This window comes from Couchioplanes caeruleus (assembly GCF_003751945.1).
Lineage (GTDB): Bacteria > Actinomycetota > Actinomycetes > Mycobacteriales > Micromonosporaceae > Actinoplanes > Actinoplanes caeruleus.
This window is the reverse complement of sequence record NZ_RJKL01000001.1, coordinates 5985142-6003283: the sequence shown is the minus strand read 5'-3', so window position 1 is coordinate 6003283 and position 18142 is coordinate 5985142. Positions and strand designations below refer to the sequence as shown.

The following is an 18142-nucleotide window of genomic DNA, read 5'->3' as shown; positions in this document are numbered from 1 at the left end:
CGTCTCCCAAATTCGCGTCCGCTGGGAACCGGCCCCAGTCATCGTGCCACCTCCGCGTCGGCGGCGGCGCCCCCTGCGTCCACCACCGTCAGCTCGCTTGCGGCCAACTGGCCGCACGCACCATCGATCTCCCGCCCCCGGGTGTCGCGGACCGTCGTCGCGACGCCCGCCTCGCGCAGCCGGCGGACGAACTCGCGCTCGACCGGCTTGGGGCTGGCGTCCCACCGGCTGCCCGGCGTCGGGTTGAGCGGGATCAGGTTCACATGCGCCAGCTTGCCGTGCAGCAGCCTGCCGAGCAGGTCGGCACGCCAGGGCTGATCGTTTACGTCCCTGATCAGGGCGTATTCGATGGAGATCCGACGACCGGTCTGCGCCGCGTAGTCGAACGCGGCATCGAGCACCTCGGCCACCTTCCAGCGCTGGTTGACGGGCACAAGCTCATCGCGCAGATCATCATCGGGGGCGTGCAGGGACAACGCAAGGGTCACAGACAGCCCTTCGGCTATCAACCGGCGCATTGCGGGCACCAGACCCACGGTCGACACGGTGATGTGCCGTTGTGAGAGCCCGAGACCCTCCGGTGCAGGCGCTGTGAGGCGGCGCACGGCCTCGATCACCCGCGGATAGTTCGCCAGCGGCTCGCCCATGCCCATGAAGACGACCCGGGACAGCCGCGGCGGCGAGCCGGTGACCGCGCCCGAGGCGGCCACGCCCGCGAGATACACGACCTGGTCGACGATCTCGGCCACGGACAGGTTGCGGGTGAGCCCGGCCTGCCCGGTGGCGCAGAACGGGCACGCCATGCCGCAGCCAGCCTGGCTGGACACGCAGGCGGTGACCCGGTCGGGGTAGCCCATGAGCACGCTCTCGACCATGGCGCCGTCGTGCAGCTTCCACAGCGTTTTGCGGGTGGCGCCGTCGTCACAGGCCAGCTCCCGCTGCGGGGTGAGCAGCGTGGGCAGCAGCACCTCGGTGAGACGGTCGCGGGAGGCGGCCGGCAGGTCGGTCATGGCCGCGGGGTCGCGCACGAGCCGGCCGAAGTAGTGGGTGGAGAGCTGCTTGGCCCGGAAGGCAGGCTCGCCGAGGTCGGCCACGGCGGCCCGGCGCCCGGCCAGGTCGAGGTCGGCGAGGTGGCGCGGGGGCATGGCGGGACGACGGCGCGTGGACACCGCGTCGGGCTGGTCGGGGCTGGTCGGAATGACCGGAAGAATCGTCATGACGGATCCAGTCTCCCACGTCGAGTACACATGCCTACCCCGGCGGCGCGATGAGGGAGAGCAGCAGATATGCCGCGGGGACCGCGAACAGGATGGAGTCGAGCCGGTCCATGAGCCCGCCGTGGCCCGGCAGCAGGTTGCTCATGTCCTTGACCCCGATGTCGCGCTTGAGCATCGACTCGGCGAGATCACCCGTGACCGCTGCGACGGAGATCACGGCACCGAACAGCAGACCCCACCCGAACGAGACGTCGAGCAGGAAGTACAGCAACAGCCCGCTGCCCACGGCGGCGGCGGTCACCGAGCCGGCGAAGCCCTCCCAGGACTTCTTGGGGCTGATCGTGGGGGCCATCGGGTGCTTGCCGAAGAACACACCGGCCGCATACCCGCCGGTGTCGGAGAGGATCACCGCGATCAGCGCGGACAGCACGCGCGAGGGTCCGTCGTCCGGCTCGGCGAGCAGCACGCCGAAGCCGAGCAGGAACGGCACGTAGACGGCGACCAGGGCGGCCGCGGCCAGATCCCGCCGGAAGCCGGCCTTGTGCTCGCTGAAGCGCCAGACGACGGTGGCGAGCAGCGTGGCCAGCAGGCCGAGTTGGAGCGCGTCCGGCCCGTAGAACCAGGCCAGGCCGATCATCAGGATGCCGCCGGCGAAGAGCGGGACCAGCGGGGGCCGCGCCCCGGCGACCTTGAGCGCTCGGACGGTCTCCCAGATGCCCACGCCCGCGACGACCACGAGGACGCCGAGGAAGGCTTCCTTCCGGATCACCAGAGAGAGCAGGATGACCAGGCCGAGGCCCACGCCGACGCCGATCGCCGCGGGCAGGTTGCGGCCCGCTTTGCCCTTCTGCTTCGCCGGCACCGGCTTCCCGTCTCGTCCCGCTCGGCGCTTACCCGGTCCCCGGCGGCCGGCTTCCGCGGTGGTCAACTCCCACTCCGCCTGAGAGGTGGAGGTCGCGGCCGTGGGTGCCGCCCAGTCCGGCTCGGCCGCCCGCAGCGCGCCGGACGGCCGGGCCGGGGCGACGGGATGCCGGTCCTGCCCGAGCCGCTCGGCGGGTGCATGCCCGGCGTTGAGCGGGGCGTCGGAGGGTCCTGACGCCCGGCTGCCGGAGGGGTGCCCGCCGCGGGGCTCGGGGTACGTCATCAGACCTCGAGCAGCTCGGCTTCCTTGTGCTTGACCAGCTCGTCGACCACCGCGACATAGCGGTGGGTGACGTCGTCGAGCTCCTTCTCGGCGCGGCGGCCGTCGTCCTCACCGGCCTCGCCGTCCTTGACCAGGCGGTCGAGCTGCTCCTTGGCCTTGCGGCGCACGTTGCGGATCGCCACGCGCCCCTCCTCGGCCTTGTGCCGCGCGACCTTGATCATCTCGCGACGCCGCTCCTCGGTCATCTGCGGCAGGTGGATGCGCAACTGGGTGCCCTCGTTGTTGGGGTTCACCCCGAGGTCGGAGTCGCGGATCGCGCGCTCGATCGCGCCGAGCTGCGACGCGTCGTAGGGCTTCACGATCACCATGCGCGGCTCGGGCACCCCGACGGACGCCATCTGGGTCACCGGGGTCGGCGCGCCGTAGTAGTCGACAACGATCTTGGAGAACATCGCCGGCGTGGCACGACCCGTACGGATCGCGGCGAACTCCTCCTTGGCGTGCTCGACCGCGCTCTCCATCTTTTCTTCGGCCTCGAAGAGGATCTCGTCGATCACCGCTCCGTCGCCTCCTTGCTTCTGCTGAAAAATCCGATGGTGGGGGTGGCGCGGGATCAGGTGGTGATCAAGGTACCGATCTTCTCGCCGCTGACCGCGCGGACGATGGTCTCGTCACCCTGGGCACCGAAGACGAGCATCGGCAGGCCGTTCTCCTCGCACAGGCTGAAGGCGGCCTGGTCGGCCACCCGCAGGCCCTGCTGGAGGACGCCGGCGAAGGTGATGTGGTCGATCTTGCGGGCCGCGGGATCCGTACGGGGGTCGGCGGTGTAGACGCCGTCGACGCCGTTCTTGCTCATGAGCACCAGATCGGCGTGGATCTCCAGGGCACGCTGCGCCGTGACGGTGTCCGTGGAGAAGTACGGCATGCCGGCGCCGGCGCCGAAGATGACGACCCGGCCCTTCTCGAGGTGGCGGATGGCACGCAGTGGAATGTACGGCTCCGCGACCTGGGCCATCGTGATCGCGGTCTGCACCCGCGTCTCGATGCCCTCCTTCTCGAGGAAGTCCTGCAGGGCGAGGCAGTTCATGACCGTGCCGAGCATGCCCATGTAGTCAGCACGGTTGCGGTCCATGCCGCGCTTCTGCAGCTCGGCGCCGCGGAAGAAGTTGCCGCCTCCGACGACGACGGCGATCTGGACGCCACGCCGCGTCACCGTAGCGATCTGCCGGGCGATGCCCTGGACGACGTCGGGGTCGACACCGACCGCACCACCGCCGAAGACCTCGCCGGAGAGCTTGAGGACAACCCGCCGGGGCCGTTCGGGCCGCGGCGCCGGGATCTCGCTCACCGCAACAGTCTGCTCGGTCACCATCGTCATGCCGACCCCGCCCTTCCTTCGCTAACCCGAGACCTTATGTGACGGGGAGGCCGGGCGCTTGTCCAGCGTCCCGACCTCCCGCGCAGTACGCCGGCGGCTGGATTACTCCTGGCCGACCTCGAACCGGACGAAGCGGGTGACCTCGATGCCGGCGTCGGCGGCGACCTGCTTGACCGTCTTCTTGTTGTCGGTGACCGACGCCTGCTCGAGCAGGACGAAGTCCTTGAAGAAGGAGTTCACCCGGCCCTCGACGATCTTGGTCAGGGCCTGCTCGGGCTTGCCCTCCTCGCGCGCGGTCTCCTCGGCGATGCGGCGCTCGTTCTCGACCGTCTCGGCCGGCACCTCGTCGCGGGTGAGGAACTTCGGCCGCATCGCGGCGATCTGCATGCCGACGGCGCGGGCGTCGTCGGCGCCGGCCTCGTCGTCCTTGCCGGTGTACTGCACCAGGACACCGACCTGCGGCGGCAGGTCCTGGGCCTTGCGGTGCAGGTAGACCGCGACGGTGCCGTCGAGCTCGGCGAAGCGGTTGACCACGATCTTCTCGCCGATCTTGGCGGAGAAGTCCTGGACCACGTCGGCGACGGCGCGGCCGTCCTCGAGCTTCGAGCCGAGCAGCGCGGCGGCGTCGGCGGCCTTGGTCTTGGCACCGTGCTCGACCAGCTGCTGACCCAGCGCGACGAAGTCGGCGTTCTTGGCGACGAAGTCCGTCTCGCAGTTCAGCTCGAGCAGCGCCGTGCCGGAGTGCGCGACGATGCCGTTGGCGGCGGTGCGACCCGCGCGCTTGCCGACGTCCTTGGCACCCTTGATGCGCAGGAACTCGACGGCCTTGTCGAAGTCACCGTCCGACTCCTCGAGCGCCTTCTTGCAGTCCATCATGCCGGCGCCGGTGAGGTCGCGGAGCTTCTTGACGTCCGCGGCGGTGTAGTTGGCCATGGCTCTCTCTTCGATCCTCTGAGTATCGGGTCTGCGGCACCGGCCGCCGTGCGGCGGCCGGCACCGTGAGGAATTACTCCGCGGCGGTCGCGACCGGCTGCTCGGTCTCGTCGGCCTTCTTCTCGGCGCCCTCGTAGAGGTCGCGCTCCCACTCGGGCAGCGGCTCGCCGGCGGCGACGGTGGTGGCCTCGGGCTTGGCGTCGGCGTCGCCGCCCCGGCCCCGGCCGGAACGGGCGATCAGACCGTCGGCGACCGCGGTGGCGACGACCTTGGTCAGCAGCTCGGCGGAGCGGATCGCGTCGTCGTTACCCGGGATCGGGAAGTCGACCTCGTCCGGGTCGCAGTTGGTGTCGAGCACCGCGATGACCGGAATGCCCAGCTTGCGGGCCTCATCGACGGCGATGTGCTCCTTCTTGGTGTCGACGACCCAGATCGCCGACGGCACCTTCGTCATGTCCCGCAGGCCACCGAGGGTCTTGGTGAGCTTGGTCTTCTCGCGGAAGAGCTGCAGGGTCTCCTTCTTGGTGTAACCCGCGGCGGTGCCGGTCAGGTCACCCAGAGCCTCGAGCTCCTTCATGCGCTGCAGGCGCTTGTACACCGTCTGGAAGTTGGTGAGCATGCCGCCCAGCCAGCGGTGGTTGACGTACGGCTGGCCCACACGGGTCGCCTGCTCGGCGATCGCCTCCTGAGCCTGCTTCTTGGTGCCGACGAAGAGGATGTGGCCACCCTCGGCGACGGTGTCCCGCACGAAGCTGTACGCCTTCTCGATGTAGTCGAGGGTCTGGCGCAGGTCGATGATGTAGATACCGTTGCGCTCGGTGAAGATGAAGCGCTTCATCTTCGGGTTCCAGCGCCGGGTCTGGTGCCCGAAGTGGACACCGCTCTCCAGTAGCTGACGCATGGTCACGACGGCCATGGTGAATTGCTCCCTGTGATCCCTGGTTGTCACGCTCACCGGCGGTGGGCGTCCTGGCGCCCGGTCGCCGGCCCGGAGTGGGCCCGAAGCAATTCGGGACCAGGGAGGGCCGTCGCTGACGGCTCATGATCGAACATGGCACTGATCGATTCACAGCAGCGGCAGAGGGCGCGCGAGGTCGACCGCGCAGGGCGGTCGCCGCCGACAAGCATACGCCGTGCGCCGGGGTGCTCGCTCCCGGGCTGGTCCGGGCCCGATTTGCGGGCCGTCTACCACGGCTGCACCGCGCTTGGGCGTTATCCACATTTCTGTACCGTCCACAGCGCCGGTAGGCGATTCCGTCTCCCCCGGGCCAGGGTGGCGGCCATGACGAAGCAGAGACAGGCGGTCGGCGCGTACGGCGAACGCCTCGCGGAACGCCACCTGAGCGATCAGGGCCTGGTCGTCCTGGCCCGCAACTGGCGCTGCGACGACGGCGAAGTCGACCTGATCCTCCGCGACGGCGAGGACGTCGTGTTCTGCGAGGTGAAAACCCGGCGCGGCGACGCGTACGGAAGCCCGGCGGAGGCCGTCGACCGCACCAAGGTCCAACGGCTGAGGAAACTCGCGTCCCGCTGGCTGGCGCAGAGCACCCTGCGACCACGAGAGGTCCGCTTCGACGTGGTGGCGGTCACACCACAGTCCAGGGGCGCGACCCGGATCGAGCACCTCCGCGCGGCGTTCTGAATGAGCTACGCAAAAGTGCTCTGCGTCGGCCTCGTCGGCGTGCGCGGTCACCTCGTCGAGGTCGAGGCCGACCTCTCCCAGGGCCTGCCCGCCGTGGTGCTGACCGGGCTGCCGGACACGGCGCTGAGCGAGGCGCGCGACCGGGTCCGTGCCGCCCTGGTCAACTCCGGACAGGTCTGGCCCAACCGGCGCATCACCGTCAACCTCCTCCCCGCCGCGTTACCCAAGTACGGCAGCGCCTTCGACCTGGCGATCGCGTGCGCGCTTCTGGCGAGTGCCGGGGAGCTGCCACTCGCGCCGATGGAGGGTGTCGTCGTGCTGGGCGAGCTCGGCCTGGACGGCACAGTCCGCCGCGTCCGCGGAGTCCTTCCGATGGTCACGGCGGCCGTCGAGGCGGGCATCACCCGCGTGGTCGTGCCGGTGGGCAACGCCCGGGAGGCCGCCGCCGTACCCGGCATCACTGTCGGGCCGGTGGATTCGCTGCATCGGCTCGTCGCCTTCATCAAGGGCGAGAAACCCCTCCCGGATCTCCCTCCCCGCCAGGCCGCGCCCGTCGTCGACGGCCCCGACATGGCGGACGTGGCTGGCCAGGAGCTGGGCCGTTATGCGATCGAGGTCGCCGCCGCCGGAGGTCACCACGTAGCCATGGTGGGACCGCCGGGCGCCGGGAAGACGATGCTGGCGGAGCGCCTGCCCTCGATCCTGCCCGAGCTGGACGACGCGTCGGCCCTGGAAGTGACCGCCCTGCAATCCATTGCGGGCGTCCTCCCACCCGGCGGCACCTTGATCAGGCGCCCCCCGTTCCAGGCACCACACCACAGCGCCAGCCTGGCGGCCCTGGTCGGCGGGGGCGCAGGCCTGGCGCGGCCCGGTGCGATCTCGCTCGCCCACCGCGGCCTCTTGTTCCTCGACGAGGCGCCCGAGTTCGCGCAGGCCACACTGCAGGCCCTGCGACAACCGCTCGAGAGCGGCCGCGTCGTCCTCGCCCGTGCGCGCGGCACGACGGAGTATCCGGCCCAGGTCCAGATCGTCCTGGCCGCGAACCCCTGCCCCTGCGCCAACCCGGCCGGAGATCAGCATTGCCAGTGCTCGGCGATCGCCCGCCGCCGCTACCTCGGCAGACTCTCCGGTCCGCTGATGGACCGCATCGACATCCACATCAAGCTCGAGCCGCTCGGCGTCGCCCAGCTCATGACGCCGGAGACCCCGGCCGAGTCGTCCGCCCGGGTGGCGGTCCGGGTCGCGAGAGCCCGCGCCGCCGCGGCGGCGCGCTGGTCCGACCGGGGCTGGCGGGTCAACGCCGAGGTGCCGGGGCCGCAGCTCCGCCGCCCGCCCTGGCGCCTGCCACCCCAGGACACCCGGGCACTGCGCAACGGGCTGGAAAGGGGCTCGCTGTCGGCCCGCGGCTTCGACCGCACCTTGCGGCTGGCCTGGTCGATCGCGGATCTGGACGGCCGGGACAGACCGAACGGGTCCGACGTGGACGAGGCCGCTCAATTGAGGATGGGAGAAGCACATGATCGTCACGCCCGGAGTTGAGCGGCAGGGAAACGACGACAGACCGAGCGGTGAGGCCGGCCGGCTCAGCGGTGAGGGGGACCGGCTGGCCCGGGTCGCGCTCACCTGGCTGGCCGAGCCCGGCAACCGGATCGTCTGGCAGCTCGTGCAGGCCCATGGCGCCGAGGAGACCCTCGATCGGCTGATCGGCGGCGACATACCCGAGGCCTCGCTGCGTGCGGCTGTGGCCTCGCGATCGAGCTCAGGAGACCCGCGGCGGGTCGCCGAGTACGCCCTGCGCCGCGCGCAGCGGCTCGGTGCCCGGGTGGTCGTGCCGTCCGACGACGAATGGCCCACCGGGGTGCAGTCGCTGGCGACGCTCGAACTGGACGTCGGAGGCCGGATCAGCCGGGACGTCCGGCCTCCACTGTGTCTCTGGGTGCGTGGCTCACGGCCGTTGGGCGACGCGTTCGAGCGGTCGGTGGCGGTCGTCGGGGCTCGAGCAGCCACGCCGTACGGGTTGCACGTGACCGCGGACATCGCCTATGGCCTCGCCGAGCAGGAGTGGACGGTGGTCTCCGGCGGGGCGTTCGGGATCGACGCCGCCGCGCACCGGGCGACGCTGGCCGCGGGCGGGTTCACGGTCGCGGTGCTGGCGTGCGGCGTCGATCGTCCGTACCCGGTGGGCAATGCCGCGCTGTTCGAGCAGATCGCGGAGAGTGGGTTGTTGATGAGCGAGTGGCCGCCGGGCGCGGAGCCGCTCAGGCACCGGTTCCTGATCCGCAACCGCGTGATCGCCGCGGCCACGGCCGGCACGGTGGTGGCCGAGGCGGCGGCCCGCAGCGGCGCCGTGCAGACGATGAGCCGCGTGGTGGCCCTGAACCGGCGCGCGATGGTCGTACCCGGCCCGGTCACCTCGGCGATGTCCGTCGGCTGTCACGAACTGTTGCGCCGATATCCGCAGGCGCGCCTGGTGACGGGCGTCGCGCACGTACTCGACGAGGTCGGCCGGATCGGCGAATACCTGGCGGAGCCGGCTCGGGGCGGTGACCACGTCCGCGACGGCCTCGACGAGGAATCGGCCCTGGTGCTGGAGGCGGTGCCGCGCCGCGGGATCGCGGGTCCCGAGCAACTGGCAGCAAGGGCGGGTCTGGGGCTGCGCACAGTGCTGCGGCGGCTGTCACTCTTGGAGATCAAAGGTCTGGTGGTACGCCGGGACGGCGGCATCGCACTGGCGGCGTTGGCCAGGACACCGGTCGCCCGCACCGACACGCCGCCACGGACACGCTTCCCGGCGTAACACCGGCGCGTTCCCCGCGCACTGGTGCACAAGTCCCTCGGCGCTGGCTCGCAGAACCCATTCGCGCATCGTGTCGAAGAGGCCCGTGCTGGCGTGGCAGAGCCTTTCGCGCCCGGTGTCGAAGGCGTCCCCTGCACCCGGGCGCAGGATCCCCCGCGTCGAGTTCCGCCGGCCTCGCCGCGTCGAGTTCCGCCGGCCTCGCCGCGTCGAGTTCGGCCCGGCCTCCGCCGCGTCCGGCGACGCGGGAGTACCGCGCCAAGCGTCGAACCTTCCTCGGTGCCGGCTTGGCAGCACCGAGCGGGTCGGGGCGGAGCGTCTCGGCGTGCGCTGGCGCGTGTTCGCTCGCCGACCTCGCGGCACCTTCACGCTCGGTGCCCGGGGCTCGTTCCCGGGGTCTGCGCACCCGTTCATGCTGCATGTCCGCGCGCTCGTTCACGGGCTGGCCCGCGCGCGCTCGTTCACGGGCGGTGCCGCGAGTCGCGTTGCGTCGGCGGCCGCGCTCCACGCGGGACAGCGAGGCCGAGAGCCCTCGGTGCCCTGCGAGGAAGCGAGGCCGACCTAGCCTTCGGTGTCGTCGAGGTCGCGCCGATGAACCTTCATCCACGCCTCCACATCCTCGGTCAGCCAGACCTTGCCCTGCGCGAGATCCGCGATCGGCGCGGGGAAGTCGGCCCTGCTGGTGATCTGGTATGCCCGCTGCCGGCTCACCCCGCCCAGACGGACGCGGATCTCGTGCGCACCCATGAGTCGGATCGACTTAGCCACATGATCGACCGTAGGCGCATGACTATTAGTCATGGGTCAACTTGTTCTAGGACAGGTTGTTACGGGTCAACTACAGTGACGGCATGACAACCCCACGCGGGCGAAGCCCAGATCCGGCTCCGCACCCCAGCTCCCACAGACGCCAATGGCGCAGCCTGTGGCGACGTTGCGTATGCGGCCACCAGGCTTCCTGCCCCTTCGGCACGGCGCGAAATCCCGGCGATTCTCGGACCCGCGATGACCCTCGGACTCGCGACAATCTTGGTACTCGCGAGAACGACACAGCGAACCGGGATGTCGGGTGGCTCGCGGTCTCCGCCCCTGAGCCACCCCGGGCCGACGCCACCTGGCGCAACGGTCGACCCTCGCATCCATCACCAGCGCGCGAGTTCCAGAGACGTCCACCCGACGCTTCTTCGCACGCGGCATCCGCATATCCGCCGACACCAGGCGCCTATCCGCCGACGGATCATCCGTCCACGGACGAGTTACAACCGCACTACGCCTTCATGAGTAGAGCCTCACCCCAGGGCGGCCATTCCCAGCGAACCTCTGCCCCTCTCGCGCCGGAACCGACGCGACTAGGGCACTTGACAAATGAGGTCTCGGCCGACGAAAGCCCAAGCCCCGGAGCGGACCGCTCCGCATCCGCGGTCCGCGCGCCTTTCGGGCCCGACCGCCTTCGAGCCGGAGCGGATGTCTCGCGGAGCGAAGAGGCACAGCCGACGAACTGGGCGCCGCGTGAGGATGTACAACCGGTTCGGCATCTCTTCAACGAGGAGGTGCGCCCGAGAAGCAGGATCCGCCCAACAGCCGTTTCCGATGCGGACGAAGCGCAACACGGGACTTCCGCGACCGGCACCAGCCGCCTCCCACCCGGAACCGCTCGCCTTCCGCCCGAGACCGGACGCCTTCCGCCCGAGACCGGACGCCTTCCGCCCGAGACCGGACGCCTTCCGCCAGGGACCGGACGGTTCTCAGTTCCCGCCCAGTGGTCCGTGCCACGTCCTTCCACACCGGGCCATGACGTCGGGGCTTCGGCGAACGCGCGTTCGCCCACGGAACATCGATATCAGCACGGCCCTACGGGCACGGCCCCGCCGCTGCACGAAACCGCAGGAAGTGGCGCCGTACCGGGCTGGGCGGGGCCCACGGTGGCCTTTGACCAGATCGGCAGGGCGGGTGCACTCACGCCGGCGCAGGCCTTCCGTGCGAATCAGGGCCGCGCATGACACCCACCGGCACGCATCGTGCCGCAGATTCAGAGAGCGAACACAGTGACCATTTCTCTCTACTACTCAGGCGCGTCCTCTCGACGTTGCCCCAACGCACCTGGCTGCGGGGGATGCATCGGGGCCGCCCGTGGTAAGCCATCCCTACCCGGCATGGCCACCGATCGAGCATCTGGGCAGCCCGCCTCGATGGGACTGTGCGGCGTGCGCACAGCCGTGGCCCTGCGCACAGGCGAAGGCGGAACTCATCGCCGAGTTCGCGCACGCTCCCACATTGTTGACGCTGTACTTGTCCTCGTACATGTCCATTGCGGCCCAAGATTTGACGGCTCTCGGCGGGCTGCCGCCAGCCGATCTCTGGCAGCGGTTTCTGGGGTGGGTTCCTCGCACGACCGGCGGAACCGGGCCCGATGCAGTGCCTTCGCAAGCAGCACACGATGGCACGCCTCCGGGCAGTGCGCCGAACGACGGACTCCCGCCGTCGACGCACGAGGACATGCCTTCGCAAGCAGCACACGATGGCACGCCTCCGGGAGAGACGTCGGGCGACGCGCCTCCGCGGGATTCGCCGGGCAACGACGAGACGGGCGATCAGTAGTGGGTGCCGGCGTTTCCCTGGCGGCGTCTGGCTCGCAATGCGCGTGCGTGCGGAGCAGCCGCGGGGTTCCCTCGCCGGAGAGCCGCGGTCAGTCCGTGGCGGGCGAGATTGTGCGGGTCGCAGGGCCAGCAGCTCCGGCATGCGGTGCAGAAACCATCCTCGCGGGACCGGTGATCGTGGTACAGGCCATAGGCCAGGCGCCAGATCAGCGGGTCCGCTCCGGTAGGTGGCTCGGCGGGTGGATGCTGCGGATCTCCGTCGAAGGTCGACACAGCCATCCCTGGTTGACGCAACAGTGAAGGGCAGACGGCGGCCGGGACCTTGGGGGACCGCCGACCGCCGCTCGCCACGCGATCAAGCTCGGCCTTCTCAGCGTGGCACGAGGATCATACCGACGTTCCTTCGTACGTACAATATTATGGAGCATCGTGACCACGTACGGTGTCTGTCATGATCGATCCCTCGGCCGACCGCGCGGTGTTCCGCCAGCTCGCCGATCTGCTGCGCAGCCAGATCGAGTCGGGCGACCTCGCGCCGGGCGAGCCGTTGCCGAGCGAACTGCGCCTCGCCCAGGAGTACGGCATCAGCCGCACGACGGTCCGGCAGGCGATCGGCCAACTCCGCACCGAGGGCCTCGTCACGGTCGACCGTCCTCGAGGGACGTTCGTGCGCGTGCCTGAGCCGATGGAGATCGTGACCCTGGGCCGCGGCGAGAAGGCCGGAGCGCGCATGCCCACCGACGCGGAACGCCGCACCTACCGCCTCGGCGAGGGCGTGCCCGTCCTGGTCGTCACGGCGACCGACGGCACGGTCACGGTGCACCCCGCCGACCGGGTCCAACTGACGCGCCCCTGACGGACGTCCCGCTTCGCGGGATCTACCACAAGTGGCACTGCACTTCCGCCTCGACTGCCAGCCGCAGGATCGGAAAGGCGCCGGCGTAGCGGAACGGTCAGCCGCCAACGAGACACCGACGACGCCCAGCGAGGCCAGATAGGCCCGATCGCCAAGCGGCGACTCACCGACAGCGCCCAGCACGGCCAGAAGACCCCATGGCCCATCGGCGACACACCGACAGCGCCCAGCACGGCCGCGGTGCAGACCCACCCGCCCAACGGCGAGACGCCGACGACGCCCCAGCGCTACCGGAAGTCACCCGCCTGGCTGCCATCAACGAGTGGTGGGTTCTGGCCCACGGAGTGTGGAGGCGAGCGGGGGGCGCCGTCATTCTGCAGATGTCCTACCTGCAAGTGCGGGTACCTGTTGGCTCCGCTCGCTCCTGGCGCATGACCGCCGCGATCGCGGCGTACGGCCGATGAGTGCCATCGCCGGGTCGATGCAGGCGCTCGACCTCTGTGAAGCCGGCCTGCATCAACCGCTCGGAGAACTCGTCGACGGGCCAGCGATAGGCAGTCACGACTTTGTGATCGAAGCGGCTGGCCTCGGCGCCGTCGAAGAAGCCGACCACCAACGTGCCGGCTGGTGTCATCACCCGCCGGAACTCGGCGAGCACTCCGTCGAGCTCCTGCGGCGGTAGATGGATCAACGAGAACCAGGCCAAGATGCCGGCGATGGTATGACTCTCGACGTCGAGACGTTTCATCGACCCGAGTTGGTACTCACCGGTCGGGTGGGCCGCCTTCGCGTGAGCGATGAACTCGGGAACGATATCGATCCCCATCGCATTGATGCCGAGCGACCGAAGATGGTCGGTGATGTGGCCAGGTCCGCAGCCCGCATCAAGCACTTCGCCAGGCTGAATCGACAGATGCCGTCCGATGAAGGCTAGGTCATCGGCATGTACCTGTTGGATCGTGCCAAACAGCTCGATGTAAAGGCCTGTCACGGAGGCATACGCGTCCCGCACCTGCTCCAAGTTCACCGCGTGACTATATTTGCCCTTAGGTCTTCGGACCTGCGAACCCCGTGAGGCCGGGCAGTGCTGCCTGCTGAGCGGCGGCGATCCAGGTGCCGAGTTGGCCTCCGTGCAGGTTGGTCAGCATGTCGGCGAACGAGCGCACGAGGTCGGCTGCGGTGTCCAGTTCTGGACAGTGGTCGAGAAGGGCTCGGAGCCCGTACGGTGTCCCGCTCGACAAGGTGATCGGGGTGGCGGCAGATCCAGCCGGTCACCTCGCGGACCGACGGCGGTTTGACCACCGCGCTCGGATCCGGGCGGGTGCGGTGGTGCTCGACGAAAGCGCAGACGATGCCGTAGCCGCCGGTGAAGCTCCGGGCGGTGACCTCGCCGTGCAGGACGGTGGCTTTGAGGCAGCCTTCGCTGATGCGCCGCAGAAGGTGAGCCGTGAACGGGGGTCGAGGCTGCTCGGGCGTGGTTTCTGCCCGACGATCATCTCTTGCCAGGTAGCGGCGCGGGCGTAGCGCTGGACGGTGTGCCGTCCCCAGTTCAGGTGCCGGGCGATCTGTCGAGGGCCAGGCCGATCTGCGTGAACGTCTCTCGCAAGGTGCGGCAGTAGCTGCTGGACCGTCTCGTCACACAGGAGCGCAACGTACGGCTGGGCCTCGGGGAATCGCGCGGCCGAGTGGTGGCCCCATCTACGGGCGAGTTTCGGCTCCCCATGTCGCTCGTTGACACGTGATCGCGAAGAAGTCTTGGACCTACTCGAGCCACCGCTAGTCGCGGGCGCCGATGGTAAGAAGGACCCATGCTCACGATCGGGTTGCTGGGTGGGATGAGCTGGGAGTCCAGCGCCCACTATTACCGGTTGGCCAACGAACTGGTCCGGGACCGCCTCGGCGGCCTGCATTCGGCACGGTGCGTGCTGTACTCCGTCGACTTCGCCGAGATTGAGCACCTGCAGAGCAGCGGGCAGTGGGAACAAGCTGGTCGCCTGCTTGGCCAGGCCGCCGCCGCGGTGCAGGCCGCCGGCGCCGACCTGTTGCTGTTGTGCACCAACACCATGCACAAGGTCGCCGACCAGGTGCAGGCCGCCGTCACCATACCGCTGCTGCATCTGGCCGACGCGACCGCCGACGCGGTCACCGGTGCCGGCCTGCACACGGTGGGACTGCTCGGCACCGCCTTCACCATGGAACAGGATTTCTACCGCGATCGGCTCGCCCGCCGGGGCCTGCGCGTGATCATCCCCGAACCACGCGACCGCGCCGAGGTACACCGCGTCATCTATGACGAGCTGTGCCTCGGCGACGTCCGCGAGACATCCCGACAGACCTACCGACAGGTCATCGACCGCCTCGTCCAGTCCGGCGCGCAGGGCGTCATCCTCGGCTGCACCGAGATCGAACTGCTGATCTCGCCCGCCGACAGCCCCGTTCCCGTCTTCCCGACCTCCCGGCTGCACGTCCAAGCCGCCGTCAACGCTGCGCTGCAGGGCCGGACCACGCACCTCAGGCTCGCCGCAGACTGATTCCGCAAAACCCTAAATGGTGGCCAGAGACGACGGATGGCAAGCCCGAACGGGAATCGCGAAAGAACAAGTCCACGACCGAACAGAGTCCGCACCGAACGCGAAGTCCGCCGCCGAGTGGGCAACCACCGAACGGGGAGTCCGCCACCGAACGGGAGACTGCCTTCTTAGCGGAGGGCCGCCGGCTGCCTCCCCGCGGCCGGACGGGATGGCTCTGCGGGCTCACTTACGGGTGCGGCGGCGGTAGCCGTGCTCCGTGTCCCAGGACTCGATCACCAGATGGTCCGCCGGGTCGCCCACGTAGGTCAGGGACACCTCCCGCACATCCACCCGGAAGTAGCCCGAATCCGGGAACGGGCTGTCCGCCGGCACCGGCATCTCCACAGCGGTGCCCGCGAGCTTGGCGTCGCCCGGCCACCGCTCCGGATGGTCGGGCGGGGGCTCGAGCGTGGGGCTGTGGATCGCGATGCGGGGGTCGCGGCGGACGTCGAGGAGTTTCATCGAGCCGCTCATCGAGCCGAAGGTGATCTCGCCGGCGTCGAAGCCGAGCTCGGTGCCGCTGATGCGGGGAGAACCATCGCGGCGCAGGGTCGCGATGGTTTTGTTGGTGCCCGCCTCGAAGCGGGCCTTGACCTTGGCGGCGAACGCCGGGCTGTCCTTCTCTATCTCCTGCCAACTCGCCATGGTTCGACCCTAGAGCTTGGGCCCGACAACTTCCGCCGCGCTCGCGTGGACCGGACGCGGAATGATGGACCGATGAACACCCGCGATGTTCACGAGGCGCTGCCTCCGGCTCTGCGCCAGGCCGTGGACGACTTCGGCCTGCATCTGGCCCGGGTCGACAACCGCTCGGTCCACACCGTACGGGCATATGTCGGTGATGTCGTCTCTCTGCTCGACCATGCCGCGCAGCGAGGGTGCTCCTCCCCCGGCGACCTGGACCTCGGGGTTCTCCGCGGATGGCTCGCGCAGCGGATGTCCGGCGGCGCCGCGCGCACCTCGCAGGCGCGGCGGGCGGCCGCGGCACGCACGTTCACCGCGTGGGCGCATCGCTCCGGGCTGTGCGCGGCCGACGTGGGCGCGCAGCTCGCCAGCCCCCGCGCGCATCGCGATCTCCCGTCGGTGTTGCGCGCCGATCAGGCGGCGGACCTGGTCGTGACCGCGACCGATCCGCATGGCGTACGCGACCGAGCGGTGCTCGAGCTCCTCTATGCCACTGGCGTACGGGTGAGCGAGCTCTGCGGCCTGGACCGCACCGACGTGGACGAAGCACGCCGCGTGGTCCGCGTCCTGGGCAAGGGCAACAAGGAGCGGGCTGTTCCCTACGGCGTGCCGGCGCAGCGCGCCCTCGACGACTGGCTGCGGGACGGACGTCCGACGCTGGCCCACGCAGGCAGCGGCGACGCCCTGTTCCTCGGCGCTCGTGGCGGCCGGTTGCAGCCCACCGTGGTACGCCGCATCGTCGACGCCGCGGCCCGGGCGGCCGGCCTGCCCCACACCAGCCCGCACGACCTGCGCCACTCGGCGGCAACCCACCTGCTGGACGGAGGCGCCGACCTGCGCGCGGTCCAGGAGCTGCTGGGGCACGCGTCGCTGTCGAGCACGCAGATCTACACCCACGTATCGACGGAACGTCTCCGCGCCGCCTTCGACCAGGCCCATCCCCGCGCTTAACGGGCGTCCTCGCTACTGCCGCGGGGCAGAGCGGGAACACGGTGGCCGTTTCGGCCAGGCCCATGCCGCACGTGAGACGCCGCGACCCGCCTCCCGCGTACGGCGGCAGGGATCCCGCTGCCGTCTTTGATCACCGCACCCCGGCAACCCATGGTGACGTACGATCGCAGCGTGAGCGCCGGAGATCCGCCCCCGCCCATTCCGGGAGCGCGGCTCCTCTTCTCGCTCGATGCCGCCACCGCCTACCTCAATCATGGCTCGTTCGGTGCCGTGCCGATCAGCGTGCAGCGGGCCCAACAGCGGCTGCGGGACGAGACCGAGCGCAACCCCATGGCCTTCTTCGCGCCGCCCGGGCTCACCGATCGCATCGTCCATACCCGACGTCATGTGGCCCAGTTCCTCGGCGCCGACCCCGAGGGCAGTGCTCTCGTGCCCAACACCACCTCCGGCGTCTCCCTGGTGCTGCAGTCGGTGCGGTTGCAGCCCGGTGACGAGGTGCTGCTGACCGATCACGGATACGGGGCGAACGCCCTGGCCACCCGGCGGCAGTGCCGGCGGGACGGCGCCACCGCGCGGACCGTCGCGCTGCCGGTCGACGCCGGGGATGCGGAGGTCGTGTCGCGGATCCGGAGTGCGCTGCGGCCGGGACGGACGAAGCTGCTGATCGTCGACCAGCTCACCTCGCCCACCGCCAAGGTGCTGCCCGTACGGGAGGTCGTGGCCGCCGCTCGCGAGCACGACATCCCGGTGCTCGTCGACGCCGCCCATGTGCCGGGGATGCTTCCGGTCGAGGTCGACCGGATCGGCGCCGATTTCTGGGTCGGGAATCTGCACAAGTGGGCGTACGCGCCCCGAGGCACCGCCCTGCTGGTCGTGGCCCAGCCCTGGCGGCGCCGGATGGAACCGTTGGTCGTCTCGTGGGAGCAGGAGGCCGGCTTCCCGCTGTGTGTGGAGTTCCACGGCACGGTGGACTACACGTCGTGGCTCTCCGCCCCCACCGGGCTGTTCATGTTGCGCACCCTCGGCGTGGACACCGTGCGGAGTCATAATGCGGCGCTGGCCGCGTACGGTCAGCGGGTGGTGGGTGCCGCCCTCGGCCTCTCGCCCACCGACCTGCCGGACCCCGGCGCCGCCGAGGCCTCGATGCGCGTGCTCCCGCTCCCGCCGGGCGTCGCCACGACGTATCCCGAGGCGCACGCCCTGCGCCAGCACATCGCGGAGAAGCTGGCGACCGAGGTGGCGGTGAACGCGTGGGGCGGCCGTGGATGGCTGCGGCTGAGCGCTCAGGTCTACAACCGCGCGGAGGAATACGATCGCTTCGCCCAGCACCTCCCGGAGCTCCTGAGCGGTCTGCGATAGAGCGCAGGACGGCCGCC

The 18142-nt window shown here is 70.0% G+C and carries 17 protein-coding genes; 7 read left to right on the top strand and 10 right to left on the bottom strand.

Features of this window, described 5'->3' with window-relative positions; all coding sequences use genetic code 11:
* Window positions 1-38 precede the first annotated feature (38 nt).
* From rlmN to rpsB, 6 genes are all read right to left on the bottom strand, one after another.
* Entirely contained in the window at window positions 39-1217 is a 1179-nt protein-coding gene (gene rlmN / locus EDD30_RS26955) for a dual-specificity RNA methyltransferase RlmN (protein ID WP_071809034.1), read from the bottom strand.
* Window positions 1218-1251: 34 nt separating this feature from the next.
* On the bottom strand, window positions 1252-2361 hold the full coding sequence (locus tag EDD30_RS26950; protein WP_071809033.1) for a phosphatidate cytidylyltransferase: 1110 nt from the start codon (window positions 2359-2361) through the stop codon (window positions 1252-1254).
* Window positions 2361-2918: a ribosome recycling factor gene (gene frr / locus EDD30_RS26945; RefSeq protein ID WP_071809032.1), complete on the bottom strand. Its 558-nt coding sequence runs from the start codon at window positions 2916-2918 to the stop codon at window positions 2361-2363. The genes EDD30_RS26950 and frr overlap by 1 nt, the downstream gene beginning before the upstream one ends.
* Window positions 2919-2974: 56 nt before the next feature.
* Entirely contained in the window at window positions 2975-3739 is a 765-nt protein-coding gene (gene pyrH, locus EDD30_RS26940) for a UMP kinase (RefSeq protein ID WP_071809031.1), read from the bottom strand.
* Window positions 3740-3841: 102 nt separating this feature from the next.
* Window positions 3842-4672, bottom strand: coding sequence for a translation elongation factor Ts (gene tsf, locus EDD30_RS26935; RefSeq protein ID WP_071809030.1), 831 nt, complete (start codon window positions 4670-4672; stop codon window positions 3842-3844).
* 73 nt (window positions 4673-4745) lie between these two features.
* The gene (rpsB, locus tag EDD30_RS26930) at window positions 4746-5588 is read right to left on the bottom strand and encodes a 30S ribosomal protein S2 (RefSeq protein WP_071809029.1); all 843 of its coding nucleotides are present in this window, start codon (window positions 5586-5588) and stop codon (window positions 4746-4748) included.
* 366 nt (window positions 5589-5954) lie between these two features.
* Between rpsB and EDD30_RS26925 the strand changes: the two genes are divergently transcribed.
* From EDD30_RS26925 to EDD30_RS26915, 3 genes are read left to right on the top strand one after another with little or no spacing between them, the layout of a single operon-like run.
* Window positions 5955-6314 carry a YraN family protein gene (locus EDD30_RS26925; protein ID WP_071809077.1) on the top strand — a complete coding sequence of 120 codons (360 nt, stop codon included), beginning with the start codon at window positions 5955-5957 and terminating at the stop codon, window positions 6312-6314.
* Window positions 6315-7853 (top strand): YifB family Mg chelatase-like AAA ATPase, encoded by a 1539-nt coding sequence (locus EDD30_RS26920; RefSeq protein ID WP_071809028.1) that lies wholly within the window; start codon window positions 6315-6317, stop codon window positions 7851-7853.
* Entirely contained in the window at window positions 7831-9111 is a 1281-nt protein-coding gene (locus EDD30_RS26915; protein ID WP_084557540.1) for a DNA-processing protein DprA, read from the top strand. The genes EDD30_RS26920 and EDD30_RS26915 overlap by 23 nt, the downstream gene beginning before the upstream one ends.
* Window positions 9112-9669: 558 nt before the next feature.
* Here EDD30_RS26915 and EDD30_RS26910 read toward each other — a convergent pair.
* Complete coding sequence (locus EDD30_RS26910) at window positions 9670-9855, bottom strand: DNA-binding protein (protein ID WP_071809027.1); 186 nt, start codon at window positions 9853-9855, stop codon at window positions 9670-9672.
* 2301 nt (window positions 9856-12156) lie between these two features.
* On the opposite strand from EDD30_RS26910, the gene EDD30_RS26900 reads away from it, so the two are divergent.
* On the top strand, window positions 12157-12561 hold the full coding sequence (locus EDD30_RS26900) for a winged helix-turn-helix domain-containing protein (protein WP_071809026.1): 405 nt from the start codon (window positions 12157-12159) through the stop codon (window positions 12559-12561).
* A 385-nt stretch (window positions 12562-12946) separates the two neighbouring features.
* On the opposite strand, the gene EDD30_RS26895 is transcribed toward EDD30_RS26900, so the two are convergent.
* Complete coding sequence (locus tag EDD30_RS26895; protein ID WP_071809025.1) at window positions 12947-13588, bottom strand: class I SAM-dependent methyltransferase; 642 nt, start codon at window positions 13586-13588, stop codon at window positions 12947-12949.
* A gap of 19 nt (window positions 13589-13607) precedes the next feature.
* Window positions 13608-13802 carry a hypothetical protein gene (locus EDD30_RS38445; protein ID WP_143162999.1) on the bottom strand — a complete coding sequence of 65 codons (195 nt, stop codon included), beginning with the start codon at window positions 13800-13802 and terminating at the stop codon, window positions 13608-13610.
* Window positions 13803-14369: 567 nt separating this feature from the next.
* Between EDD30_RS38445 and EDD30_RS26890 the strand changes: the two genes are divergently transcribed.
* Window positions 14370-15092: an aspartate/glutamate racemase family protein gene (locus EDD30_RS26890; RefSeq protein WP_071809024.1), complete on the top strand. Its 723-nt coding sequence runs from the start codon at window positions 14370-14372 to the stop codon at window positions 15090-15092.
* 222 nt (window positions 15093-15314) lie between these two features.
* Here EDD30_RS26890 and EDD30_RS26885 read toward each other — a convergent pair whose 3' ends face one another.
* A complete protein-coding gene (locus tag EDD30_RS26885; RefSeq protein WP_071809023.1) occupies window positions 15315-15776 on the bottom strand; it encodes a pyridoxamine 5'-phosphate oxidase family protein in 462 nt (153 codons plus the stop codon).
* A gap of 72 nt (window positions 15777-15848) precedes the next feature.
* Between EDD30_RS26885 and EDD30_RS26880 the strand changes: the two genes are divergently transcribed.
* Window positions 15849-16766, top strand: a complete 918-nt coding sequence (locus EDD30_RS26880; protein ID WP_071809022.1) for a tyrosine recombinase XerC — start codon at window positions 15849-15851, stop codon at window positions 16764-16766.
* A gap of 171 nt (window positions 16767-16937) precedes the next feature.
* The gene (locus tag EDD30_RS26875) at window positions 16938-18125 is read left to right on the top strand and encodes an aminotransferase class V-fold PLP-dependent enzyme (protein WP_071809073.1); all 1188 of its coding nucleotides are present in this window, start codon (window positions 16938-16940) and stop codon (window positions 18123-18125) included.
* Window positions 18126-18142 lie beyond the last annotated feature (17 nt).